The sequence below is a fragment of the Streptomyces sp. ISL-1 genome (genome assembly GCF_018614585.1).
In the GTDB taxonomy this organism is placed as follows: domain Bacteria; phylum Actinomycetota; class Actinomycetes; order Streptomycetales; family Streptomycetaceae; genus Streptomyces; species Streptomyces maoxianensis.
The window spans coordinates 392744-417795 of record NZ_JAGGOI010000007.1 but is presented as its reverse complement, the minus strand read 5'-3'; the positions used below and the strand labels follow the sequence as shown (position 1 = coordinate 417795).

The 25052-nt window shown below is 67.9% G+C and carries 19 protein-coding genes and 2 pseudogenes; 7 read left to right on the top strand and 14 right to left on the bottom strand.

The window, feature by feature from the left end; genetic code table 11:
* Nucleotides 1–108: 108 nt before the first annotated feature.
* A pseudogene (locus J7E87_RS36405) lies at nucleotides 109–204 on the top strand (IS3 family transposase); the annotation flags it as partial.
* Between the two features lie 384 nt (nucleotides 205–588).
* Here the strand turns inward: J7E87_RS36405 and J7E87_RS07215 are convergent.
* Genes J7E87_RS07215 through J7E87_RS07200 form a run of 4 tightly spaced genes read right to left on the bottom strand, consistent with a single transcriptional unit; the run spans nucleotide 589 to nucleotide 6771 of the window.
* Nucleotides 589–1086: a hypothetical protein gene (locus J7E87_RS07215; protein ID WP_215091075.1), complete on the bottom strand. Its 498-nt coding sequence runs from the start codon at nucleotides 1084–1086 to the stop codon at nucleotides 589–591.
* On the bottom strand, nucleotides 1083–5705 hold the full coding sequence (locus J7E87_RS07210) for a putative T7SS-secreted protein (protein WP_215091073.1): 4623 nt from the start codon (nucleotides 5703–5705) through the stop codon (nucleotides 1083–1085). The genes J7E87_RS07215 and J7E87_RS07210 overlap by 4 nt, the downstream gene beginning before the upstream one ends.
* Nucleotides 5705–6352: a hypothetical protein gene (locus tag J7E87_RS07205; protein WP_215091071.1), complete on the bottom strand. Its 648-nt coding sequence runs from the start codon at nucleotides 6350–6352 to the stop codon at nucleotides 5705–5707. Before J7E87_RS07205 ends, J7E87_RS07210 begins: the two co-directional genes overlap by 1 nt.
* Nucleotides 6349–6771, bottom strand: a complete 423-nt coding sequence (locus J7E87_RS07200; protein WP_215091069.1) for an SseB family protein — start codon at nucleotides 6769–6771, stop codon at nucleotides 6349–6351. The genes J7E87_RS07205 and J7E87_RS07200 overlap by 4 nt, the downstream gene beginning before the upstream one ends.
* Nucleotides 6772–7182: 411 nt before the next feature.
* Here J7E87_RS07200 and J7E87_RS07195 point away from each other — a divergent pair, with 411 nt between their 5' ends.
* From J7E87_RS07195 to J7E87_RS07190, 3 genes and pseudogenes are all read left to right on the top strand, one after another.
* Nucleotides 7183–7440, top strand: coding sequence for a hypothetical protein (locus J7E87_RS07195; protein ID WP_215091065.1), 258 nt, complete (start codon nucleotides 7183–7185; stop codon nucleotides 7438–7440).
* An 18-nt stretch (nucleotides 7441–7458) separates the two neighbouring features.
* Nucleotides 7459–8259, top strand: a complete 801-nt coding sequence (locus tag J7E87_RS34900) for a hypothetical protein (RefSeq protein WP_251017029.1) — start codon at nucleotides 7459–7461, stop codon at nucleotides 8257–8259.
* Nucleotides 8190–8333, top strand: a pseudogene (locus tag J7E87_RS07190) (CorA family divalent cation transporter); the annotation flags it as partial. The gene J7E87_RS34900 and the pseudogene J7E87_RS07190, both read left to right, overlap by 70 nt.
* A gap of 222 nt (nucleotides 8334–8555) precedes the next feature.
* Here J7E87_RS07190 and J7E87_RS07185 read toward each other — a convergent pair.
* From J7E87_RS07185 to J7E87_RS07175, 3 genes are all read right to left on the bottom strand, one after another.
* Complete coding sequence (locus tag J7E87_RS07185) at nucleotides 8556–8795, bottom strand: helix-turn-helix domain-containing protein (protein ID WP_215091063.1); 240 nt, start codon at nucleotides 8793–8795, stop codon at nucleotides 8556–8558.
* Nucleotides 8796–9025: 230 nt separating this feature from the next.
* The gene (locus J7E87_RS07180) at nucleotides 9026–9418 is read right to left on the bottom strand and encodes a DUF2267 domain-containing protein (RefSeq protein ID WP_308312871.1); all 393 of its coding nucleotides are present in this window, start codon (nucleotides 9416–9418) and stop codon (nucleotides 9026–9028) included.
* Nucleotides 9419–9954: 536 nt separating this feature from the next.
* Nucleotides 9955–10344 (bottom strand): hypothetical protein, encoded by a 390-nt coding sequence (locus J7E87_RS07175; protein ID WP_215091062.1) that lies wholly within the window; start codon nucleotides 10342–10344, stop codon nucleotides 9955–9957.
* 431 nt (nucleotides 10345–10775) lie between these two features.
* On the opposite strand from J7E87_RS07175, the gene J7E87_RS07170 reads away from it, so the two are divergent.
* The gene (locus J7E87_RS07170) at nucleotides 10776–11135 is read left to right on the top strand and encodes a PRC-barrel domain-containing protein (protein ID WP_215091059.1); all 360 of its coding nucleotides are present in this window, start codon (nucleotides 10776–10778) and stop codon (nucleotides 11133–11135) included.
* Nucleotides 11136–11280: 145 nt separating this feature from the next.
* Here J7E87_RS07170 and J7E87_RS07165 read toward each other — a convergent pair whose 3' ends face one another.
* Entirely contained in the window at nucleotides 11281–12645 is a 1365-nt protein-coding gene (locus tag J7E87_RS07165; RefSeq protein WP_374195145.1) for a hypothetical protein, read from the bottom strand.
* Between the two features lie 176 nt (nucleotides 12646–12821).
* Complete coding sequence (locus tag J7E87_RS07160) at nucleotides 12822–14114, bottom strand: DUF2254 domain-containing protein (protein ID WP_251017091.1); 1293 nt, start codon at nucleotides 14112–14114, stop codon at nucleotides 12822–12824.
* A gap of 277 nt (nucleotides 14115–14391) precedes the next feature.
* On the opposite strand from J7E87_RS07160, the gene J7E87_RS07155 reads away from it, so the two are divergent.
* Nucleotides 14392–16239 carry a glycoside hydrolase family 15 protein gene (locus J7E87_RS07155; protein WP_215091057.1) on the top strand — a complete coding sequence of 616 codons (1848 nt, stop codon included), beginning with the start codon at nucleotides 14392–14394 and terminating at the stop codon, nucleotides 16237–16239.
* 70 nt (nucleotides 16240–16309) lie between these two features.
* On the opposite strand, the gene J7E87_RS07150 is transcribed toward J7E87_RS07155, so the two are convergent.
* Entirely contained in the window at nucleotides 16310–18076 is a 1767-nt protein-coding gene (locus tag J7E87_RS07150; protein ID WP_215091305.1) for a sodium:proton antiporter, read from the bottom strand.
* A 239-nt stretch (nucleotides 18077–18315) separates the two neighbouring features.
* On the opposite strand from J7E87_RS07150, the gene J7E87_RS07145 reads away from it, so the two are divergent.
* A complete protein-coding gene (locus J7E87_RS07145; protein WP_215091055.1) occupies nucleotides 18316–19734 on the top strand; it encodes a DUF2252 domain-containing protein in 1419 nt (472 codons plus the stop codon).
* Nucleotides 19735–19792: 58 nt separating this feature from the next.
* Here J7E87_RS07145 and J7E87_RS07140 read toward each other — a convergent pair whose 3' ends face one another.
* The 4 genes from J7E87_RS07140 to J7E87_RS07125 all read right to left on the bottom strand — a co-directional run bounded on the left by J7E87_RS07140 (nucleotide 19793) and on the right by J7E87_RS07125 (nucleotide 24995).
* Nucleotides 19793–20848 carry a cytochrome d ubiquinol oxidase subunit II gene (locus J7E87_RS07140; protein ID WP_215091053.1) on the bottom strand — a complete coding sequence of 352 codons (1056 nt, stop codon included), beginning with the start codon at nucleotides 20846–20848 and terminating at the stop codon, nucleotides 19793–19795.
* On the bottom strand, nucleotides 20845–22329 hold the full coding sequence (locus J7E87_RS07135; RefSeq protein WP_215091051.1) for a cytochrome ubiquinol oxidase subunit I: 1485 nt from the start codon (nucleotides 22327–22329) through the stop codon (nucleotides 20845–20847). Before J7E87_RS07135 ends, J7E87_RS07140 begins: the two co-directional genes overlap by 4 nt.
* A gap of 36 nt (nucleotides 22330–22365) precedes the next feature.
* On the bottom strand, nucleotides 22366–23205 hold the full coding sequence (locus J7E87_RS07130) for an SDR family oxidoreductase (protein WP_215091048.1): 840 nt from the start codon (nucleotides 23203–23205) through the stop codon (nucleotides 22366–22368).
* Between the two features lie 209 nt (nucleotides 23206–23414).
* Nucleotides 23415–24995 (bottom strand): GMC oxidoreductase, encoded by a 1581-nt coding sequence (locus J7E87_RS07125; protein ID WP_215091046.1) that lies wholly within the window; start codon nucleotides 24993–24995, stop codon nucleotides 23415–23417.
* Between the last annotated feature and the right edge of the window lie 57 nt (nucleotides 24996–25052).

Genomic DNA, 25052 nt, shown 5'->3' with positions numbered 1-25052 from the left:
CCTCCTCTGGCTTCTACGACTGGCGTTCGCGGCCGCTGTCAGCAACCGCTGAACGCCGTGAAGAGCTGAAACTGATCATCCGTCACGTCTTCGGAGGACGAGACCTACGGCTACCGGCGGGTCCACGCCGCCCTCGCACGGATGAACCTGCAGGCCGGGCTGGAGCTGGTCCGCTCCCTGATGCGCGAGATGGGCCTCGTCCCGTGCCAGCCAAGACCGTGGCGGGTGCAAGCGACTCCACTCGGGCCTCGGCTACAAGACCCCGGCAGAAGTTCACGCCGAATACGTGAAGATGCAGCTCACGGCATAGGAAACACCCATAACTGGTGTCCGGAAAATGGATGGCCCCTCAGTCATGGGCGATCTGCCGGATCGGCCGGCCGGTTTCGGCGAGATCGAGGACCTTACGCCGGAACTCGGCCGGGTAACTACGGGGCACGAAAGCCTCCTTGAAAGTCCGGAGCATCATCTGTCCAGCAAGGTGACTCCACCAGACCCGGGGCACATCACTCGATAAGACCCGGAACGGTTCAGTCACACGTTACCGACAGGCCATGGTTCAGCCGCGGCCGCAGTTCCGCGGCTGATTCACTGTGCCCGAGCGGCAGCCCACAGGCTGATACTCCACACATCTCCCTGCCGGGATGATCCGTGTTCTCCACCGTCATCGTTCACGATGACGGACACATTCGTCGCGGCTGCGCGATATTCAAGGAAGCCCCCTTGATCCGTAACCTTCAAGAACGGGGACCCGGGAACGAGTTCGAGCGCACCCCGCAGTTCATCCCAGGCAAGGTGCTGCGGGAACTCGACATGCATGTTCTCACGCCACTCCTTAGCCATATCGTAGTCCGAGGCCAGCCTGTGCAGTTTGATCGAGGCACTGGACATCACCCACTCCGGGCCGGGATTGAAGGAAAACTCAAAGAATCCATAGTCCCGGCGCAGCGAGAGGCCGGACCCGCCGACATCGTCGATGAAATCGCAGTGGATCGCTTCGTCGACCTCGCCGAGGGTTGAGCCGATTCCCAGACCGTACAGACGCCCCGATGTGATGAACGAGACGAGGAACTCGATTGCGGTCACGGCCAGTTCTCCAGTTTTTCGATGAGCGCTTGCATTTCGGCGGATCGGTTTTCCGTATTTCCCCAGTTGTGGTCGTCCATATGCTCCTTGGCCGACTTAGCCTTGGCTAGTAGATCCGCGCGGAGCTTGGGGTCGTTGTTCACTGCGTCCACCGCGTCCCGGACGCTCCTGTCCGATGCCCACCCGGTCTTGAGCCTGATGGGCTCGCCGACTACGACCCCCTTGTCGTCCACATACACGCGAACCTCATGCTCAGGCCCCTTTTTCTGTGGAATATGTATGTGGGCACCCTTGGTTGCCCAGTCGGAATCCACCGAGGATACCCGTGGCTTGCAGGGCTTCAGCCCCAGGGGGTCAGACCACGTATGGGGGTTGTCCACATAGGTTGTCTGATTGGGCGCCGGTGCAAGACCGAGAGGGTCGGCACTGACGTACCGGGCTGTTTCGGGGTCGTAGTGGCGATGGAAGTTGTAGTGGAGGCCCGTTTCCGCGTCGAAGTACTGGCCCGGAAAGCGGAGCGGGGTGTACGCCGTGCTTGACGTCGCCCACGTCATCGTGCCCCACAGGGTGGTGCGGGTGTACCACGCCAGGTCTCCCGACTCGCCGACGAGTTCGCTCGGGGTGCCGACCAGGTCGGTGACGATGGCGAAGAAGCGCTCGTCGACAGTCTCCTGCGACGCGTCCGCTGCGAGAATGCGTTCCGTCTGGGCGATGGGGCGCGGGCCGTCGTGGTCCCAGGTGAGAGTGACTGGATTGGGGAGGGCCTCGCCGTGGCTGGTCTGCTCGCACAGCATCGCGTTGTCCCAGGTGAAGGAGACCTCCTCCAGGACGGTTCGGCCGTCGTCGGCGATACGGTGCTTGGCGGTGCGCCGGCCGAGCGCGTCGTACGCGTAGCGCCACACTGTGCCAACTGGAGTGATCACAGTGGTGAGCCGGTCCTCCGCGCTCCATTCGTAACGCCATGTGTCGGGCTTGCGCGAGATGCGGGTCTTCTGCCGGATCACGATCCGTCCCTGGGCGTCGTGCTCGTAGCGGACGTTTCCCGCACGGATGATGTGGGTGCCCGCGAATTCCCGAGGCCCGGTGGCGTCATGGCCAGGGTGTGACGACGGCCAGGACGCCGTTGTCTGGTTGCCTGCCGCGTCGTAGGCGTACTGCTCGGTCCAGCCAGGGGCATGGACGGCGGTCACGCGTCCCTTCACATCGAGGTCGAAGCGGCGCGCCCCGGCGAGCTGGTCGTCGATTCCGATGAGGTGACCGTCGGCGCGGTAGGTGTAGGCGCGGCGCTGGATGCTGAGGCCTCCGCCGGCGACCCGTTGGCTCACCAGACGGCCCATATTGTCGAACTCGTTGGAGAAGCACACCATGTCGCCGACGCGGCGTGAGAGTTCCTGGCCCGCGTCGTCACGTTCGAACGTGAGAGTGCGCCCGGATGTGGTCAACTCTGCGCGTAGTCCTGCCGCGTCGTACGTCCACCTACTGACTGCACCACTGGGAGTCGTTCTGCCGGTGCGACGGCCGAGGACGTCGTGGTCGAAGCTCAGCTTGCGCCCGTTGACGGTCTCGGACCTCAGGCGCCCGAACCGGTCACGCAAACGGGTGAGCGTGCCGTCCGGACCCGCTGCCACAGCCAACTCGTCGAAGTTGTCGTACTCGTAGGTGGTGACCGCGCCTTGCGCGTCCTTGCGAAGCAGCTGGCCGAGGGTGTTGCGCTCGTACTGGATGGTTTGGCCGAGGCCGTTTGCCCGTGAGGTCAGACGGTTTGCTGCGTCGTACGTGTAGGTGAGTACCCGGTCGTCGAAGTCGCTCTCCGACACGAGGCGGCCAACTCCGTCGTACATGTATGTCCAGGTCAAGCCTTGTGGGTTGGTGACCTGGGTCAGCTGGAGATTGGTGTCGTGGCTGAACTCGTAGCGCACGCCGTCGGGTTCGGTGCGTGCCGCCAGCAGATCGAAGTCTGTGTACTCGAAGGTGGAAACCCCGCCTATGGCGTCGGTGTGGGCCAGGCAGTTGCCCTCGCCGTCGTAAACCCAGGATTGCTCGCTGCCGTCCGCCTCCACACACCTGGCGATCCTGCTCTCGACAGTCCATTCCAGGCGGGTTACTGCTCCGAGCGGGTCCGTGATGCGGACCGGGCGGCTGAACGCGTCACGCTCGTACCGGGTAGTTGCCCCCAGGGGATTGGTGATATCGACGGGCAGCCCCACCTTGTTGCAGTGCAGAACGGTGGTGTGCCCCAGGGCATCCGTCACGGATGTGAGGTGTCCTGCCGCATCGTACGAGAAGCGTGTTGTCGCCTCCGACGCTTCAGTGACGGACGTGCGGTTGCCGCGCTCGTCGTACGTCTGGCGTGTGACTGTCCCGTCCGCAGCGACAATACGCACTGGGGATCCGATCTCGTTGTACTCGGCGCGCAACCGACGTCCGTCCGGACGGACCACCGTTGTCAGTCGACCGTTCTCGTCATAGGTCGAGCGGGTGATGTGCCCGAGAGGGTCTGTGACGGACAACAGTCGGTTGTAGCGGTCGTACTCGAAGCGGGTGACCGCATCCAGCGCATCGATCTCGGCGACCACCTGGGAGCGGTCGTTGATCACGTATCGCTCCGTGTGGCCCAGTCCGTCGGTGATGGACGTCATGCGGAGTCCGGTGTCCGGGTCGGTGTCGTCCCAGGTGAAGGTCGATTCGACGTGCCCGTTCGTACCCGACTGGTACACGCAGCGGTCGAGGTCGTCGTAGACGTAGTCGTAGTGGCTGCCGTTGGTGTCAGTCCAGGACGTGATGCGGCCGTGCTCGTCGTGGCCGAAGCGCAGGGGCCGGCCCGAGGAGTTGATGACCTCGGTGAGGTGGCCGGCTGTGTACCCGTAGCGCAGGATTTCCTGGTCGGAGCCGTCCGGGGCAGCGCCCGCCAGGTGGAGGGCGGTGACCCTCCCTTCGCTCGTGGTGAGCTTCAGGTGGTAGCCGCCGTGGTGCACTATCGACGTTGGGGCGCCGGTCTTGTCGTACTCGAAGGTGATCCAGCGGCCGTTGCGGTCGTCGATCTGAGCGAGGAGTGCCAACTGGCCGCTGTGGTCGACGAAGTGCCAGACCCGTCCGGTTTCGGGGTCGGAGATCGTGTAACCGTCGTCCACCCGGTCAAGGTGCCAGCGCCGACCGTGGGTGGGCATGACCGGAACGCCCGGTGCGGGGTGCGGGTACGCCAGCAGGCTGCCCTCGTCACAGATGAAGACGACGCCTTCGGAGTCGATTTCCAGCCGTTGGTCGACCGTGCTCGACCAGGTCGGGCCGAACCAGCCTCCCGCGCGATAGGACGAGTCGAAGGTGCGCTGGAACACCAGGGGCAGCGAGCCCGGAAGCGCGATGTCGGTCTGTGGCAGGAGCATGCGGCCGGTCGCGACATCGACCGGGTCTCCGTCGCACTTCGTCTCGCTGCATTTCTTACCCTTGCCGTCTGGGTCGTCGCTGTGGCCGTGGCGGCCCTTCCCCTTCGGGCTGTCGGCAAGGTCCTTGGCCAGGCGTGGGAGGGACTTGGCAATGCCCGCGCCCTTGGTGCCAAGGAGTTCGGGGAGCACGCGACCGCCGAACTCCGTGGGGTCTTTCTTGAAGGCCTCCCAGGCGCCCTTGAGTGCCCGGTCCGGGTTGGCGGCGGTGGAGGCGAGGCCGGCGAGCGTCATGTTGACGCCCTTGTAGTACTCGGCGGGGTGGGTCAGGTTATAGGCGTCGATCGGGTTGACCGAACGGACAAAGTTGACCAGGCCCGCAGTGCCTTTGATGACGCCGCCGCCGAGATGGGCCAGCTCGATGCCCTGGCCCAGCCCGTAGTCCATGAGCTCCAACTTGGCCCGCTCCCGGCCCGTCGGCTCCTTCGGGGCATGGGCCAGGGCCGCTGTGATCGCCCGCTTCGCGTCGTCGCCGGCCTCATTACGGGCACCCCTGGCGCCCTTGAGGATCTCCTGCGCGCGCTCCCGCTTGGCCTTGCCGGGATCGGTGAACGGGCCCGGCCTGGGCGGCGGGTTGTCACTGGCTCGGGCCGCGTTGTAGGCGTCGACCTTCTTGTTGTACGACGCGACCGCCGTCTCGGAGGACTCGTTGCCCTCCTTGTAGAGGGCGATGGCTTCCCTGGCTTTGCCCTGCGCACTGGTAACCGTCTTGGAGTACGTCTCCAAGGCTTTGGCCGCGTCCTCGAACGCGTCCGCCGCGCGCAGCCAGTCCATGGGCAGCGTCTGGAACTTCTCCCTGAACGCCTCGGCCGCCTCGCCCTTCCAGTGAGCGGAGTCGAGCTTTTTCATCCCGCCGCCGACCAGTTCGAACGCCTTCTGGAAGTCCCGCAGGTTCTTCACCGCCGAAGCGATCTTCCCCGGGTTGCCGTGGATCAGCTCGTTGGCTTCCTCGCTCTCGCCGAGCTGCTGCTCACCGACCTCCGCGCCCAACGACGACGCGGTCCGGTCGCCCCAGTCCTCGACGACGTCAGCCATCGCGTCCTGGCCTATGTGCTCAAGAGCCGCCCCGGCCTTGTCCGTAGCCCAGTCGACACCATCGCCGGCCTTCTCCTTGCCCCACTCGACCCCGTCGCCGACCTTGTCGACCGCCTTGTCGGCCAGCCCTCCCCAGTCCACCATCAGCCGCGCTCCCCCCACCGCGGCTCCTCAGCCTGCGCAACCGTTTCCTCCGACGGATCAAACAAGTCGCGATACTCCTCATCCATCCGCTCACGCATCTCCGGATCAATCACACCCGACCGCTCCATCGAGTCCATCTGTGCGTCCATCACGTCATACCCGGTGTCCTTCCAAGTCTGCTTCACCTCCTCATGCGCCTCCGAGAACGACTCCGCGCTGTAGTCCGGGTTGTCGAAAGCGGTCTGGGTACTGATCTTGTCCCAGCTCATCGCCTTGACCTCGTCCTCACTCAGATGCGGGTTCCCGTTGACCGCGTTCACCCCGATCTTGAACGAGTCCTTGATGTACCGCTCCTGCTCAGCGAACGAACCGGCCGACAGACCCACCCCCTGCGCGAAACCATTCCCCCGCAACGTCAGCGCCCGCACCCCCCACTCCCAGCGATCACAGAACGTCCCGAACTCCGCAGTCAGCCCCCCATGCCCCAACTCCAGCCCCGACAACGCCAGATCCGAGAAACCCCGCCCTGTTGACGCCTCGCCGATCATGCCGAGTTCCTTCAGCTCGGCATGCGCCAAATTGATGCCCTTCGCGATATCCACCAACGCCGACGCCGGCGCCTGAAGATCCGGATTGTTTCCGCTCACTGATTCCCCCCGAGATCAACCACCACCGCATCCGGCACAATGCCCGCGACCGGCGGAAACAACATGCCCTCGTCACTTCCGGCATCCAGCGCCACGCCCGCCGGGCCCGGCAGCATCGGCACCATCACGTCCAGCAGCCGCGCACCAAGAATCGTCTGATACGTCCGCTCCCGCCCCGCGTCCCCCTGCGCCCGCGCAAACCGCGCCAGCGCCTCCTCATCCGAGAACGCACAGATCCACCGCACACCGTTCTGATCGGCGGTCCACAGACTCCCGTACGCATCGAACGGCACCAGCACCGCCGCACGCCGAAACTCCCCCAGCAACACAGCAAACCCGCGCCGCGCCGCCGCCAACTCATCCGTCGGCGCCACACCGGCCGCGGACACGACCGCCTCCGGCACCGCCGCCGGATCCATCGGCGCAGGCCAACCAGCCAACTCGGCAAGCCTCGAGGGGCGTTCAGGCCTCGATATGTCATCCCCGTCGTCAGTCACGCACCGAATGTTGGCACGTCCAACTTCCCGACAGCAACGAAGAGACACGTCATAGGACGCACATCTCATGAACGACTCGGATAGGAGAAGCCTCGTCGGAGTCGAACAGCCAGCACCGTCCTCAAAACCTCCTGGCCGTCGCCGTTGAACTCCCTCACGCCACCCGGCCCGCCGACTCCCCCAAGAATCCCCGTCCAGGTAGGCAGTTAGCCGTCGTTGACAATCACCTCCACACCTCAAGCGCAGCAGCGGCTACCTCCGGGACCATGAAGTGATCACGGATGGCGCCATGCCCGTCCTGGCGACCGTCTACGAGCCTGGGCAGGTGCGGGCGTGGCTGTGCCTACGGTCTGCGCTTCCACCAGTTGGGAAACCCACACCAGCGCGGAGGCGAAGAAGTTCCGTGACGCGACCGGCGAGTGGCGGGCGCAGAGGGACGGCAGGTACATCGCTCCGGTCGACCGGGTGGTGTGGCGGACACACGATGGTGCACTGCCCTCGGACTACATGACGGGCGTCTGGTCAGGCCCCAACCGGGCTTGGCTGATTCGCGGCACGAACGCCTCGGGACTCGATCTGGTCCGGCGGTAGTGGCTGCCCGAAGGACGCGTGTCCCTTTCCGCTTCCCGGCTGAAACAGCGGGCGGAGGAGAGGATCAGCAAAGACAGGCTGCGCACCCACTTCGAGGAGGACTACGAGTCCTCGGCGACGTACAACCAGAAGCTGAAACTGGTCGAAGAACTGTACGCGTTCCTGTCCCGTATGAAACCGGGCGACCCCGTGTGCACGATTTCCGGCGGACAGTTGTACGTCGGCGAGATCACCGGCGGAGCGGAGGAGGCGGAGTCCGACGACCGGCGGTCCAACCTGCGCCGACACGTGGAGTGGCCACCGGCTACCCGTACGAGGACCTGCCCGAAGCGCCGCCGAAGCTGCCCGTCCAGCGTCGTCGACCACACCTTCGTTCACGCCCTCATCGAGGGACTTGGGCCGACCGATGAGGAACTGGCTGACGAGGCCAAGGCCATAGAGCGTGACCCGAGCGCGGAGATCCCTGCGATCACCGCCCGGCGTGAACTAGAGCTCTCCGAGCCCACGGACCAGCTGGCCGACGAGCTCCTGGTGCACGACCCGGCATGGCTGTGCGAAGTACGCGATCTCTTCTGGGACGAAAGGCAGTTGGTGATGTACTCCCGGCACCAGCAAGACCTAGCTGGCGCTCAGGCTCGCGGAGTTTCTGGGCGGCGGGCCCGAGCAGGTGAAGCTCGGCCTCCTGGCACGCGGGATCACCGACCTGGAGCGCGCCGCGATGGTCGGCAGGCACTTGGTAGATCTATGGAATCAAGAAGATCTCATCCTGGGCAGCCATCCTCGTCACGCCGACGCCTGTCGGCACGAACTGCGGCATGAACTTCGATCACATGCCGGAGCTGGGCCGTGACTTCGGCTACCCGTTCGCGATCTGCCTGATGGCAGTGGTGTGAGTGAGCCTGTACTTCATCTTCAAGCGACGCGACTGGCTCTGAGCAACCGTTGCGCGATGGATGCCCATTGCGTTCGTTGGACAGCCTCGCCGGTGATGCGCGTACGGCCCCAGCCCAGGTGGAAACCTCGTAGGGAGCCAGGAGTTGGGCGAGGCGGCCTGGGTGAGGTCGGGGTAGCGCCAGCGGCCTGTGGGAGATGGGGTGGCAGTAGTCAGGGGCGGGTCAGGGGGCAGTTGCCGCGGCCGTTGGCAGGGCGGCGTCCATGACGGCCGGTAGTGGCAGAGCGAGGGCGTCGGCCAGTTCGGCCAGCTCCTCCTCGGTCGGCCGGATGGGCCCCTCGGCGCCGTCCTCGGCGAAGGCACGGATACGCGGGGTGCGGATGCCGGTCTTGTCGGCGACCGCCTGAGGCGTCAGGTGATGACGGCGCATTGCCTGTTGCAGCAGCTGGGATAGGTCGGTCATTGGCCTCTTTTGCCCCGCCCGAACGCCCTCATGCCCAAGGCAGTCCTTACGGGCCGTCCGGCCGGCTCGGCGGGTCACACTGCCGCAGACCGCACCGCCGGGCATCCACTGCCCGGCGGCGTGGGCCACCGCTACCAGGGGGACCGCTCGACGGTCCTGCCGCCGGGCCGCGGGGTTGCGGTGAGCCTTCCGTTACCCCAACGGAAGAACGGCACGGGCTTGTCGGCGACTCACGCGGGATCCGTACGGCCGAACAAGCCGGCGTGCCCCGGCGGCAGCTGCGTGAGGATGCGGCGCAGCAGGGCGTCGTCGGCCACCTCCGCGACCGTGGCGAGCACCGCGGTGACAGCTCGCCGGGCGACCGCAACACCGACGTCCCCTCGCACAGCCACCGCTTCGACGAAACCCGAGGGCGTCAGGGGTTCGCTGGCCGGTGCGGCGTCGATGAGCAGCGGGCCGCACTGCCGGGGCAGCAGAGCGGCAAGATCGGTACGGTCATCACCCACCAGATGCGCCCCCAGCACCTCCAGTACGCTCTGCACCGCCCCGGCCGCCTCCTGCCGCATCGCATACCCTCCGCGTTCCTGGACCCGGTCAAGCAGCACTTCCACGGACGCATTCACAACCGCTCCTTCCCTCGGTCTCACCACCGCGATGGCACCTGCACACAGAGGCACCACACAGAGTGACCATTCAGTTACCCCGCATCACGGGCAGTAATCACGCCCCCCTCGTAACAGTCGTCACCGACAGCTGGTGCCACTCAAGGCGTACGGAGACTGGCCTTGAGTAACAGACCGTAACGTCGCGTTCGCGGTCCCGGCCGTAGGTACGGCATCTCGTGGTGTTCGCATCCGCACCCCGCCGAGCCACGCGGGTGATGTCCGGGCGGCTCATGGCCTGCCGAAATATCGCTGCGCGACGCTTCCGTCCCAGGTCACCTGGACGCTGCCCACCCGAGGGCAACGCGCCATCGACTCCGGACATCATGGGACCCCCGGAGGGTAGATGTGCGGGTATGGCCATTCATGGGAGCATGCGGCAGGGCAATGAGCCGCGGGTCGGCACCCGGGCATACGCAGACGTCGAGCTGGCGCAAAAGCAATTGGGCGCCAGAGAGGTGGAGCGGGGTCGGTCTCCTCAGTTCTCCAGTGGCGCGTCAGCGGCTTACCACTGGGCGCTCGGCCGCGCGGACCGCGCGCCCGTCACTGGGGCAGGCGACGCGGAGAGCGTCCCGGATCTGCAGGTGCTCACCGCCGAGGTGGATGCGGCCGTCGTGCAGATGGAGGACCCCACCGGCCGGCCGGGCCCGCGAGACTACAACCGCGGAGTGCATGACGCCCTGGCTTGGGTGTGCGGACACAGCGACGAAGCCCCCTGAGCAGGTCGGCCTGCCGTCGCGCCGGGCATACCCCACTCGGCAGTGGGTGCGTTCGGACGGTACGGCGAGCAGCCTTCCGTCGGTCATACGCATCACGGACGGCCGGTCGAGCCCTTCGGCCGGCCGGTTGCGTACGGCCTCGGGAGAGGCGAGGTTCACCGCGGTCACGCCGGTGACGGACGGTGGTACGTCCTGTGCGACCCGCGCCCCTGGTCACTGCGCGACGCACTCGCCGATGCCCGCGCATAAGGACGTGACAGTGCTGTCGGTCGATGCCCGCCGCGACCCACGGTTGCGTGACGCCGCGGTGAGCGTCTGCAGGGCGCTCGCCCGGTCTTTGGCGTCCTCCACCGCCCGGGCGAGTGCGGCACCACAGGCCCTACGGTCACGGGCGCCGGTCTCCCAGTCGATCCGAGAAACGCACCACGGCCCTGTTAGCCCTCAACCCCGGTCCTGTACGGGGAGGATAGGCCGGGCGGGCCATCGGTTGCGGGACCGGCGGCAAGGGTACGCGGGGAGGACGATGCCACGCCGACGATGCGCCGATGAGGGCACCGTCCTTGGCGCTTTTCGGACGCTACGCAGAGGAGAGACGAGCCGTGAGCAGTATCTGGACGTACGCGCAGGGCAGCGGCTACACGCCGGAGCAGTCTCTGGTGGGGTTCACCGTCGAGGCCGCCGACGGAGCCATCGGGCAAGTGGACCGGCAGCAGGACCAGCCGGACATGCAGCACTTGGTCGTCGACACGGGCGTATGGGTGTTCGGCAAAAGCGTGCTCATCCCGGCCGGCGCCGTCACCCGGATCGACTCCGACGCCCGAACGGTGACAGTCGCACGGACCCGAGAGGAGATCAAAGCCGCGCCCCAGTTCACCACCGACCGCGAGACGACCCACCCCACGTATCTGGCGGCCGTGGGCAACTACTACTTCTCACTCGGCCTTACTCCAGCGTCCTGAGAGCCGACACGGGCAGCGCCCGACAGCCGCCGCCTCCGCAGCCCTGCCACCCGAGGACCCGCCGACCCGCAACGGCCGTCCCCCCACTCCGGCATCCGCACCCTGGCGCTGCGCCCAGGCGGGGCGGGCCGCTGGGGCCCCGTGTTCACCGCGGCTGCGGCTCCTGTGACGACGCCACCTCCTGTTTGCGTCCGGCCGCCTCGTCCTCCGCCAGGAACTCCACCAAGGCCAGCGCGAGGAGCAGCACCAGCGCGATGCCGATGACGACCCAGGCCGTAGGGAAGCTCCACAGGACGTACACCACGACGGCCGCGGCGACCAGTACCCAGGTGATCCATTTCCGGTGGCGGTGGACGAACGGGCCGACCGGTCCGGTACGCAGACCCGCGCGGTCGGCGGTGGAGCGGACCGCGCCGATGCCCGACTTCCACAACTGCCGTACGAGCGTTGCCGATCGGCCGCGGCCGGTCAGCCAGGCGGCCAGCGCGATCACCACGCCGAGCATCACGGCCATCCGGACCGTGGTGCGCAGATAGCGCGTCAGCGTGTCGTAGACGGACCCGGCGGCGGACTGCGATACGTCCGCCGGCAGTGCGTTCAGATACACCACGCGGAACACGGACAGGCCGGCCCCGAGGACCAACATGGCGAAAGCGAAGGCGAGTGCGGAAATCACGAGCGTTCGCCGACGGTGGACGGCGAGCAGGACGCCGACGGCGATCAGCACCACCGCGATCACCGGCAGCCAGATCCCGGCGAGCTCCAAGAGCTGAAAGGCGGTCTTGACCTTCCCGATGTTGTCGGATCGCAGGACCGTGAAGTTGGTGTGCACTTCGGGGATCTTTGCGGCCACCGTCATTCCGTCGGCCACGAGGCGCTGTTTGACCTGGTCGATGACCGGGGCGAGGTCGATGGTCACCGAGTCGTTGTTGATCTTCACCGCGCTGTCGGCGCTGCCCGTCAGGGCTTTGTCCACGGCTGCATGGATCCGGCGGTTGGCGTCGGTCCAGATCTTCTCGAAGGTCTCGGAGGCGACGATTTGCTGCGCCTTGTCGTGGACGAAGCTGCGGACGGCGTTCTCCAGGGAGCCGCCCAGCCTGCCGAGTGCCTTCTCCAGGCGCGGCCGGTCCTCAGGGGCCGCACCCTCCAGCAGAGTCGCCAGGTTGATGTGTTCCATCACCGCGTTGGTGACCCGGGTCGCCACGGCCGACTGGATGTCCGGGTCGGATGCGAGAGGCGCCACCGTATCGACGTACCGGTCCGTGTCGCCGACCTCGTCCGCCGCCCACGAGGCAACGGCGCCGAGCGGGGCGAGAACGCAGCCGATGACGATGAGCAGCGCCGCGAAGAAGGCCCTCCACCGGTGGTGGGGAGCCCGGGACGCCTGGTCGGCCTCCAGCACTGCGACGCGTGTGCGCAGCTGCTCCATTTCGCCGCGCGCGTCGTTCGCGCCCGGCGCCCCGGCGTGCTCCGCGCCCGCGTTCGGGCCGGTCGCTCCATTGTCGGGCATCGCGGGTCCTCCCCGTACGGATGGGTGGATACCAGCAGACCCCGTGCACCGGGCACTCGCGAGCTGGTCAGGGCCACCCGGGTGATGCCGCGCCACGCGGCACACCCGGTCGGGCAGACGGACACCTGGGCACCTCACGGCAGACCAGGCCCGGATCCACCGATGCGGCGACCCGCTCATCCGGGCGGCGCGGCCTGCGGCCTGTGCCCGCCGCCGATGCCCTGACGGTCACCCGTCCGCGCCGTGGCGCGGCGAACAGGGTCGTTGAACTCCCGCTCGACCGCTTCCTCCAGGAGCTCCAGCTCCGTGCGGACGACCGGCAGATGATCGGCCGGCAGGGTGTCGAGCAGCCACTCCAGCAGCGCACGCAGCCGCCGGCAGATCTGGGGGGACCTCGCCCCGTACTCACGGATTTCGGTGACGGCGAGCTGAAGGTAGTCCTCCCAGCCCCGGCCCGGCACCACCAGTCGCGGCCGGCCACGGTCGTCGCCGAGCACATAGCGGTGGCGGAGTTCGGTCCTGCCGACGGTGTGCAGGAACACCTCGATGTGATTCAGCACTTGGACGGCGGTCGTGGGGTCGTTCACGGCCGGGGAGAGGGCGCGGATGGCGATGTCGACGAGAATGCGCAGGGCGAAGCCGGGGTCCTGCTCGATGGTCCGCTCGGGGCCGAGGGCGACAAGTCCGGTCACCCGCCGCGGATCGGGCACCGAGGTCCCGCCATGGACCTCGATGAGGGTGGCGCCGGGCGGTACGAAGTCCCCGACGGGGTGGGTGACCACGAAGGTGCAGTCGTGGCGGACCGCGGCGCGGGTCAGCCCGGCCACGTCGAACGCCTGGATGGCTCCGCCGCGCTCGGACAGGATGCGCGTCACCGGGCCGGCCGGCAGCGCGAGTTCACCGTCGAGGAGCGCGGAGCGGCCGGCCCGGGCCGGCCGGGTGAGGATCTTCTCCCCCATCCGTCCGACCATGTCGGCGATGGCGACCGGCCGGAGGTTGTGGGTGAAGCGGCTGAGGTAGACCAGCAGAAGCAGCAGGCTGACGGAGACGAGCAACCCGGCCAGGGTGACTCCCAGGTCGGGGACGGAGTCCGACTCGATGGAGCGCAGCAGGGAGAAGGCGAACGCGAACGTCCCGGCGAAGGTGGCCAGAACGGCCTTCTGCAGACGGTCCCGGTACCACAGGCGCATGTAGCGCGGGGACAGCGTTCCCGTGGCCTGCTGGACGACGAGAACGCCGATGGTCACGACGAATCCGAGCAGGGCGACCATGGCCCCGACGATGGCACTCAGCACACCGCTCGCCGTTGTCGCGGAATACCGCCAGGTTGCCGGCAGCCAATCCGACACGTTCGCGGCCACGGCACACTCCGCGAGCAGCACGCCGAGTACGAGTCCGAACAGCGGGACGATCCACAGGCTGGCCTTGGCGTATTGCCGCAGCCGGAACGCCGTCGCCCAGGACATCATTGTCCGCACCCGCGGACCCTTCCTCTCCTGGGCACAGGCGCAGGACTCGACAGCACGGACACCCTCCGGGTTCAGTTCTGAAATCGGGCCTTCGCATTCACGGTAATGCCGCTCCTCGACGGGCGCAGAGCCAGGAATCCGTCCGGCTCCCTGTATTGCGCACTCAACCGGTCCCGCGCCTGTTTCCGCCGCTCAATGAGCCTGTGTGGTCGGCTCGGCGGGCCCGGAGGGAATTCCTTGCTTAAGCTGTCCGGGTGGCATCCGGAAGGGGCTCACGATGGACAACTACCCGCTGATCGAGAATCACGGCCTGATCGGTGATTTGCAGACCGCGGCACTGGTGACCACCGATGGGACGATCGACTGGTTCTGCTGTCCGCGCTTCGATTCGCCAAGCGTGTTCGGCGCTCTGCTGGACCGTGAAAAGGGCGGGCATTTCACGGTCGCCCCGGCCCAGAAGACTTACGCGACCAAACAGTTGTACTTTCCCGACACCGCGGTTCTGGTGACCCGGTTCATGACCGAGGCGGGTGCCGGCGAGGTGGTCGACTTCATGCCGGTGACCGGGCGGACGGCCACGCCCCGCCACCGTCTGGTCCGCATGCTGCGGTGCGTGCGCGGCAGCATGACCTTCGAGATCGGCATCGCCCCTCGGTTCGACTACGGCCGTAAGCCGCACAAGCTGCACGTCACCGACCACGGCGCGGTGTTCGCCGCGGAGGGACTGGAGCTGACCGTGCACGCGGTCCGGGAGCCGGAGGACGAGCGGCTGGTGAACTCCCTGACAGGCGAACAGGACCTGCACTTCTCGCTGACCCTGCAGGCCGGTCAGGAACGGGGTCTGGTCCTGGAGTCGTCCGCCGACGGAGCGCCGCGCGAGATCCGCCTCAGCGAATTCCAGCAGCTTTTCGACGACACGGTCCGGTACTGGCGGTCCTGGCTGAGCCAGTCCCACTACTCGGGCCGGTGGCGGGAGGCGGTGGAGCGCTCCGCCGTGACGCTGAAGCTGATGACGTACGCACCCAGCGGCGCCCTGGTCGCGGCCCCGACCGCGGGCCTGCCGGAACAACTGGGCGGCGAGCGCAACTGGGACTACCGGTTCACCTGGATCCGCGACGCCTCGTTCTCCGTGTACGCCCTGCTGGGACTCGGGTTCAAGGAGGAGGCGACCTCCTTCATCGGCTGGCTGCGCGACCGTGTGAAGGAGAGGGCGGGCAGCGCCGGTGACACAGGGCCGATGAACATCATGTACCGCGTCGACGGCTCGTCCGACCTCACCGAAGAGATCCTGGAGCACTGGGAGGGGTACCAGGGCTCTGCCCCGGTGCGCATCGGCAACGGCGCCGCGGAACAACTGCAAATGGACATCTACGGCGAGGCGCTGGACAGCATCTACTTCGCCCACCAGCGCGGAATCGCGCTTGACCACAAGGGCTGGACCTCGCTGCTCACCCTCCTCGAATGGCTCAGCGAGCACTGGGACCAGCCCGGAGAGGGCCTGTGGGAGACCCGTGGCGGTCGCAAGAACTTCACCTACGGCCGGGTGATGTCCTGGGTCGCCTTCGACCGCGCGCTGCGGCTGGCGGCCGCCAGCGGCCGGCCGGCCCACGTCGCGCGCTGGAGCAAGGAGCGGGACAAGATCTACGAGCAGGTCTTGACGAAGGGCTGGGACGACGGGCGCAAGGCCTTCGTCCAGCACTTCGGAAGTGATGTGCTCGACTCGTCGCTGCTGCGGTTGCCCACGGTCGGCTTCATCACCCCGGACGATCCCATGTGGATTTCCACCCTCGACGCGATGGACCGGGAGCTGGTGTCCGACAGCCTGGTGTACCGGTACAACCCCGAGGCATCGCCCGACGGCCTGCGCGGCTCCGAAGGAACCTTCTCCCTGTGCACGTTCATGTACGTCGACGCGCTCGCGCGGGCCGGGCGGGCCGACCAGGCCAGGCTCGTCCTCGAGAAGATGCTGACGTACGCCAATCACCTCGGCCTGTACTCCGAGGAGATCGACCTGACCGGGCGGCAACTGGGCAACTTCCCACAGGCGTTCACCCATCTCGCTCTCATCGACGCGGCCATCACGCTGGACGCGACGCTGAACCGGGCAGGCAGCGACGGGGCATAGGCGCGCCGGGTACGACGGATCAGCCGTCCAGGACGAGTGCGACCGGCGTCACGGCGCGGCCGCACCGGGCTCACGGGCCCGGCGTCCGGGGGCCGAGGAGCACGACGGTGTCACCCGCGCGCGGCGTGACCGCGTGGTCCTCTGTGACCGGGTCCAGCCGGCCGTCGGCCCGTACCACGAACAGCGTGTCGTGGCCGGAGGGGAGGACATCCGCGGCGGCCAGCACCACGAAGCGGGCCCCTTGCCCGTACCGGTCTGCCAGCGTGTGCCGGACCAGGGCCCGGCCGAACAGGATGTCGCCACCGGTGTACGGGGCGATGACGCCATGACTCCCGTGCGGGGGGCCGACGCGGTAGACCGGGCCCTCGACGCTGTCCTGCACCACGACCGACGCGAGCGCGTTGAAATCGTCGTCGTCGGTGAGCAGGAACACCGCGGTGACGCCTTCGAGCCGCGCCTCGGGGTCGGTGGCTGTCGCCAGCAACTCGCCCGGAGCCAGCTCGAGCCCGGCCTCTTCGATCTGCTCCCGTTGCCGCTCGAGTCCCGCCCACATCAACACGTCGAGTCCCGCGGACTTGAGGGACCGCCCCAGGTCGATCACCCACGGATCGCCTCCGACCAGCAGGGGCCTGGTTCGCGCAGGTCTGACGACACCCAGCCGCTCGGCAACGGGCGCCGCGGTCAGCGCGTACAACAGGACCGTCCCCACGATGACCAGGAAGGTGACCGGCAGGATCTTGGAGGCGCCCTCCAGCCCCTTGTCGACCAGGGTGGCGGAGAAGGCCGACGCGGTGGAGGCCGCGACGATGCCGCGGGGGGCCATCCACCCGATGAAGGCCCGTTCGCCGCCGGTCAGGCCCATGCCCCGGGTGGAGGCGTAGGCGACGAGGGGCCTCACCAGCAGGACGAGGACGGCGATGAGGCCGAGGGCCGGAAGGAGCACCGGGGTGACGGACGCCGGGGTGACGGATGCCGAGATGGAGATGAACAGCAGCCCGATGATCAGCTGGACCAGCGTCTCGAAGAAGGGCCGGCGTGCGGGCATGTCGAAACCGGGGATGTTCGCGACGGCCAGCCCGGTGACGATCGCGGCGATGAGCCCCGTGTCGTCGACCACGATGTCGCATCCCGCCGACACGGCGATCACCGTGGCGAGCTGCGCCAGCGTGCCGAGCGACTCGCCGAGCCGGAGGGTGCGCAGCGCCAGCCACAGCAAGCCGGTTCCCACCGCGCCACCCGCGAGACCGACGGCTGTGCTGAGGAAGAACTCGCCGAAGAGGAATCCCTTGCCGACCTGGAAGCTGCTCGCGAGGAGGGAGCGGAAGACGAGGGCCCCGAGGAGGGCGCCGACCGGGTCGATCAGTGACCCCTCCCAGATCAGGATGCGCCGCACCTTGTCCGTCGGGCGTACGTAGTCGAGCAGCGGACCGACGACCGTCGGCCCCGACACGACGAGGATCACGCCCAGCATCACGGCCACCGCGAGCGGAACGTCGAGGAGCACCGGGGCGAGCCCCGCGGTCGCCGCCCAGGTGAGCACCACACCGAACAGCAGCAGCCTGCCCACCACCCGGCGGACACGGCCGGTGAGGTGGCGGAAATCCAGTCCGAGACCGGCGTCGTAGAGAATCACCGCCACGGACAGCGACACCAGGGCCGAGAAGTCCGGCCCCAGCAGCCGGTCCGGATGGATGACGTCGGTCAGGGCTCCGGCAGTGAAGCCGGCCGGCAGCAGCACGATCAGCGCGGGGACGCGCAAACGACTCGCCAGAACCTGGGAGCCGACCGCGAGTACCACGGTCAGGCCGATGCCAAGAAGGATCTCGTCGTCAGTCAGAGCGGGTTCTCTCCTCGGATTCCGGGCGCCTTGGGGATTGAACCGGCATCGCGCGGACAGCGAGCCACTCCGTCGGGCGGACACAGGTCCGGCCACCCGGTCGGCTCACCCGCCTTCACCCGTTCCGGCATCCCCTTTTGGCATCCCGTTCCGGCATCCCGTTCCGGCATTCCCCGAGATGCGAGCCGTAGGTGGACACGCACAATTGGAGTGACCCCGCCGGACAGGAAGTGCATGCGATGAGCAAAGGCAGCCGGACAGCCGACGGCGTGGCGCACCTGTCGCCCCAGGAGCGGGCGGACAGGGGCCGGGTGGCCCGCAAGCAGGTGCCGAGGTCGAGGCATGCCGGCTTCTCGCCCGCCGCGGGGCGGCGGGACCCGGTGGACGTGATCGAGGAGCAGTCGGCCGCCCGGGTGCCCGAACTCGTTCCCATCCGATACGGGCGTATGACGGAGTCACCGTTCCGCTTCTACCGGGGTGCGGCCGCGATCATGGCCGGCGATCTGGCCTCCACCCCCCGCTCCGGGATCACGGCCCAACTCTGCGGTGACGCCCACATGATGAACTTCCGGCTGCTCGCCTCCGCCGAGCGGCGGCTGATGTTCGACATCAACGACTTCGACGAGACGCTGCCCGGCCCCTGGGAATGGGACGTCAAGCGGCTGGCCGCGAGCCTGGTGATCGCGGGACGGGAGAACGGCTACACCGACGAGGAGCGGGCGACGATCGTCCGGGCCGCCGTGCGGTCCTACCGCGAGCAGATGCGCCTCTTCGCCGACATGGGCAACCTCGATGTGTGGTACGCCCACGCCGATGTGGAGGAGCTCAGGGCCCTGGTGGACCCGGAGCTCACCAGGAAGGGCCGTAAGCGTCTGTCACAGGTCACTACGAAGGCGCGGACCCGGGACAACCTCCAAGCGTACGAGAAGCTCAGCCGGATCGACGGCGGTGAGCGCCGGTTCGCCGCCGATCCGCCGTTGCTCGTACCGATCGAGGACATGGTGCCCGGCACCGAGCGCGACTGGGTCGGAAAGGAGCTCCGCAAGCTCGTCGACCGGTACGCCCGGAGCCTGCCCACGGACCGCAGGCACCTGCTCGGGCAGTACCGGGTGGTCGACATCGCACGCAAGGTGGTCGGCGTGGGCAGTGTCGGGACCCGCTGCTGGATCCTTCTGCTGCTGGGCAAGGACGACGAGGACCCGTTGATCCTGCAGGCCAAGGAGGCCGACCGGTCGGTGCTCGCCGCACACGTCGGCGAGAGCAGGTACGACAACCAGGGGCAGCGCGTGGTCGCGGGGCAGCGCCTCATGCAGGCCGCCGGCGACATCTTCCTGGGCTGGGACCGGGTCGTGGGAATCGACGGCCGCCGACGGGACTTCTACGTCCGCCAGTTGCACGACTGGAAGGGCATCATGGAGCCCCAGATCATGGTGCCGAACGGCATGCGGGTGTTCGGCGAGTTGTGCGGTGCCACTCTGGCCCGGGCTCACGCCCGCTCCGGGGACCGGATCGCCATCGCCTCGTACCTGGGCGGCGGCGACAGTTTCGACCGTGCGCTGACGGAGTTCGCGGAGAGTTACGCGGACCAGAACGAGCGCGACCACCAATCCCTCATCGACGCGGTACAGGCCGGCCGGGTGGCCACCGCGGCCGCATGACGCCTTCAGGCGCGCGGCCTGCCGGGGAGACACCCTGCGTACCGAGTGCGGCGGACGGTCAGTCGCCGTCGCCCGTGCTTCCGGGGGCGCTCCCACTGCGCTGCAGGTCGGCGTCGGTGAGGGGTTCCAACTCACCGTGGGTGTCCAGCCAGTAGAGCAGGACGACGGCCGGGCCGACTAGCACCACGGCGACGAGAGTGACGACGGCGAGCCACCGCAGCGTGGTTGGGGCGCCGGCGCCTTCCGCCACGGTCAGGGACGTGGGGATGAGGTAGGGACGCTGGGCGACCCCCCAGGCGATGACGGCCGCCGCGACCACGCCGACCGCGGTGACGCGGGACCAGACGCCGGACGCCCGCAGCAGAAGCCAACCGGTGGCTACGGCACACACGGCGGCCAGGATGACGAAGGCGAGCCCGAGTCCGCCGGTGAGTCCGTTCCACACATAGGGGGCGTCGTCGCGCGTGACGGCGAACGCGGCCACCCCGAGCAGGGCTACGACGACGAGACTGCCCAGCGCCCGCAGCCGGAAGTAGCCGACGAGGTCGGGCGCACCGAAGCGAGCGGCGTCCCTGGTCAGGAACACGGCCGCGAGGAACGCCGTCGAGGCGATGGTGAGCAGCCCGAACAGGATGGAGGTGGGGTTGGACCAGGCGTCCGCCGAGGCCTCGGTCCCCGGCGACACCCGGCCCGACGCGATGCCGCCGACTGCCGCGCCGAGGAAGAACGGCGTGAGCAGCGAGGCAATCGCGAACACCGCCCCGTAGATACGCCGACGGGCCAGACGCCGGGCGGGTTTACGCAGCGCGAACCCGGCGCCGCGCAGGACCATGCCGACGGCGGCGAGCGCCAGCGGCAGCCACATCGCGGAGAACACGGTCTGGAACAGCGTCGGGAATCCGGTCCACATGATGACGAAGATGAAGATCAGCCAGACGTTGTTGACCTCCCAGACGGGTGCCATGGCGTGGTCGATCAGCCATCTGGGACGCTTGCCGCGTTCCGCACCGCCGGCGGCCAGGTCCCAGAATCCGGCTCCGTAGTCGGTGCCGCCGGCGCAGGCGTAGGCGGCCACCGCGAGCAGCAGCACCACGCCGATGAGGTCCGCCATCATGACCGGCCGTCCTCGGTCGGTTCGGAACCGGCACCGCGGGAGGCGAGTACGTCGTCGGCGGGCGGCCGGGAGCGGGGCCCGTAGGGCGTGTCCAACTCCGGTCCCTCGCCCGGTTCCCCAGCCTGCCGGCGCTCGTCGGCGAGTCTCCAGCGGGTCCGCATCTTGAGCAGTACGGCGAGCAGTGATCCGAAGATCAGCACGTACACCACGATCACCAGCCCCAGCATGATCCACAGGCTGGTGGACCGGGTCGACGTCACCGCTTCGGCGACCCGCATGTTCTGGTAGACGATCCACGGCTGGCGTCCCACTTCGGTCGTGATCCAGCCGCATTCGACGGCGACGACGGAGGCGACGCCCGCGCACGCCGCGCCGCGGAAGAACCACGGGGAGGCGGGCAGCCTGCGGTGCCGAAGCCAGACCAGGCCGTAGCAGAGGGCGAGGAGCAGCAGCAGCGAGCCGATCACCACCATGATGTCGAAGGCCCAGTGGGCGATGGTGGCCTGGGTGGCCGTCGGCCTCTCGCTCGCCGGCACGGATGTCAGTCCGGTCACCTTGGTGCTGGGTTTGAACCCGGCCAGGATGGAGTCGAGTTGGGGGATCTTGATGCCGCCGGAGATGCTTCCGTCCGGGTGCAGGCGGCCGAACATGTACTCCGGCACATGGGTGTCGGTCTCCCAGACGATCTCCATCGCGGCGAACTTCACCGGCTGCTTGTGGAAGACCGAACGGGCGATGGAGTCGCCCAGCATGAACTGCACCGGGGTGAGCACCGCGGCAACGGTGAAGGGGATGGTGAAGCCGAGCCGGTGGTAGCGGTCCCGGCGGCCCCGCAGCCAACCGACCGCGTAGACGCCGGCGACGACGTATCCCGCCGTCACCAGCATCGCCACGACGAAGTGCCAGTACTGCGGCCCGAACATCGGGGTGAAGATCGCCGACCAGATGTCGACGTCGACGGGGTTGCCGGCGGAGTCGAGTGAGAATCCTCTGGGCGTGTTCATCCACGAGTTGGCCGCCAGGATTCCGAACGCCCCGAGCAGCGCGGCCGCCGGAAGGGGCACGGCGAGCAGGAAGTGGGTGCGCGGCTTCAGTCTCCGCCAACCGTAGAGATAGATGGCGATGAGCACCGCTTCGAGGAAGAAGGCCCACGCCTCGACACCGAATCCGATGCCGAAGACGTCACCCCACTTGCCCATCAGGCCGGGCCAGAGAAGGCCGAACTCGAAGGACAGGACGGTGCCGGTGACGACGCCGATCGCGAACTGCACCGCCATGACGGCCGACCAGCGTCTGGCGAGGAGCAGGGCGACGGGGTCGTTGCGGCGCAGGCCGCGATAGTGCATCAGCAGGGTGATGAGCGGCAGCGCCACCCCCAGCGGCACCAGGATGATGTGGGAGGCCAGGGTGAACGCCATGAGCTGTCTGGCCGGCAGCAGTTGAGCCGGGGCGTCCGCCAGCAGGTGGAGCGTGGTGTGCATACATGCCCTTTGCTGCTCGCGACGTTCAGGAGTGGGTCAGCCGCCGGTGGCGAATCCGGGGAAGAGGGTCATCCCGCCGTCCACGTAGAGGGTGGTCCCCACCACGTAGTCCATGAGGTCCGACGCGAGGCCTACGACCGCGTAGGCGATGTCCTCGGGGTCTCCGATGCGGTCGTAGGGGATCAGCTTCAGCAGATCGGCCCTGGCTTCGGGCGTCTCCCAGGCGCTGCGGTTGATGGGCGTCTTGATGGCTCCTGGGGCGACCGCGTTCACCCGGATCTTCTGGGGTGCGAGTTCCTGGGCCAGCGTCTGCATCATCATCTGCACGCCGCCCTTGGAGGCGGCGTAGTTCACGTGCCCCGCCCAGGGGATGAGCTGGTGCACCGAGCTCATGCAGATGATCTTCCCGGCGGCCCGTGACACCTCGGGGACGACACCTCGGCGCAGAAACTCCTTCGTCACCTCGCGGGCGCACAGGAACTGTCCGGTGAGGTTGACGTCCAGCACCTTCTGCCACTGGGCGAGTGTCATCTCGGTGAGCCGGGCGTCCCGCTGCAGGCCCGCGTTGGCCACCAGGATGTCGATCGTCCCGAACTCCTGGACCATACGGTCGACCATGCCGGTGACCTGGTCCTCCTTGGAGACGTCGGCTTCGTACGCCGCCGCGCGCACCCCGAATGCCTTGATCTCCTTGACGACTTGCTCGGCCGCGTCGTGGTCGGCCACATAGTTCACGACCACATCGGCGCCGGCCCGGCCCAGACCGATGGCCGTCGCCATGCCGATACCGGAATTGGCTCCGGTGACCAGCGCCTTCTGTCCCTTCAGAAGGTGCGCCGGGATCACGCTCTGCGTTGCGCCGGCGGTGGAATTCACGATGGCCTGCCTCCTCGGTGCGTGGCCCCCGGTCCCGCGTGCCGCAGCGCCGGTCGAGCCCGGCTCGTCACAGAATCACCGGCGGGCAGGGGGCGGCACGCTCTGCGGACTCCCGTTGGGCCGTTGGGCCCACGATCTCCGCCCGGTCGGCCCAACCGTCGGCCCTGCGGGCGGGTCAGCCCGGCGGGCCGGCCAATCAGGTCAGCCGGTCAGGTCAGCCGGTTCAGGATGTGGTCGCCGACCCGCAAGGCGTTGGCGATGGCCGTCAGCGACGGGTTGACCGCGCCGATGCTCGGGAAGAAGCTCGTGTCGACCACATAGAGGTTGTCGAGGTCGTGGGCCTTGCAGTTGACGTCCAGAGCGGAACTGTTCGGGTCGTCGCCGAACCGGACAGTGCCCGCCTGGTGCGCGGTGGCGCCGATGGGCATGCCCTTGTGCAAATAGATACTGTGCGAAAGCAAATGGTGTTCGTGCATGCCCAAGTGGCCCAGCATCGACTGCAGTTTGTGCTGCAGGCGCTTCAGCCCGGCCATGTTGTTCTTCTCGTCGAGGGACAGGTGGATCCTGCCGTCCGCGTCCAGGGTGACGCGATTGTCCCGGAGAGGGAGATCCTCACCGCACAGCCAGAAGTCGACGGCGTGATGGGCCAGCACCTCGAACGGCATGTCCGGGGTCACGGCTCCGGCCCAGCGCGGGGCCTCGCCGTGGATCTGCTCGGCGTCCGACTTGCCGAGCATCTGGATGCCGCCCAGCGGGTAGTCCCAGTCGTCCGCTCCCAGGTACCAGTCGTGCAGGGCGAGGGTCTTTTGGAACTGGGTGTCGTTGGGTTCCTTCGACACGGCCATCAATGCCAGGTTGTTGTGCCGCATGTAGTGCCGACCGACCACGTCGGAGCTGTTGGCCAGCCCTCGGGGGTGCTGGTCGCTGGCCGATGCCAGCAGCAGGGCCGCGGAGTTGACCGCCCCGCACGCGACGACCACGATGTCCGCCTCGAACCGGGCCTCGGAGTCGTCCGCGAGCCGGGTGACGACCGAGCTGACGCTGCGCCCGGCCGCGTCGGTGTCCAGCCTGACCACCCGGGCGTTGGTGATCATCTCGACATTGGGGTGCCGCAGTGCGGGCTCGACGCAGATCACCTGTGCGTCGGACTTGCCACGCACCAGACAGGGGAAGCCGTCCACCCGGTTGCAGCGGATACAGACGCTGGAGTGGGTCGCCCGGCCGTCTGGATCCTGGCTCAGATTGACGCCGATGGGCAGATGGAACGGGTGCAGTCCGCGCTTCTCGAGGTCGTCGCTGAGCTGCTGGATGCGCGGCTCGTGCTCGACGGGCGGATATGCGTACGGCTCGCTCGCCGGGCCTTCGAAGGGGTCCTCACCATGCCGTCCATGCACGAGGTAGAGGTGCTCGGCCTGGGTGTAGTACGGCTCCAGGTCCTCGTAGCGGATCGGCCAGGCGGGTGAGATGCCGTCGTGGTGGCGCAGATTGCCGAAGTCCTCGGGGCGCAGCCGGAAGAGGGCCGCGCCGTAGAACTTGGTGTTGCCGCCCACGTAGTAGTTGACCTCGGGCGGGAACTCGTTTCCGTGCTTGTCGAACCAGAACTCCGGGGCCCGGTACTTGCCCTTGACGAACACGGCGGTGGAGTCCCAGTTGTCCCGCTCACGCGGGAGATAGTCACCGCGCTCGAGGATGAGCACCCGTTTCCCGGAGGGGGCCAGCCGGTGGGCGAGCGTACCGCCGCCGGCGCCGGTACCGATGATGATGACGTCGTAGTGAGGGGCGTCGCCCACGGCGACCACCGTCCTTGCGCTCGTGGCCCCGCGCTCCTGCCGGGACCTGTCACTGCG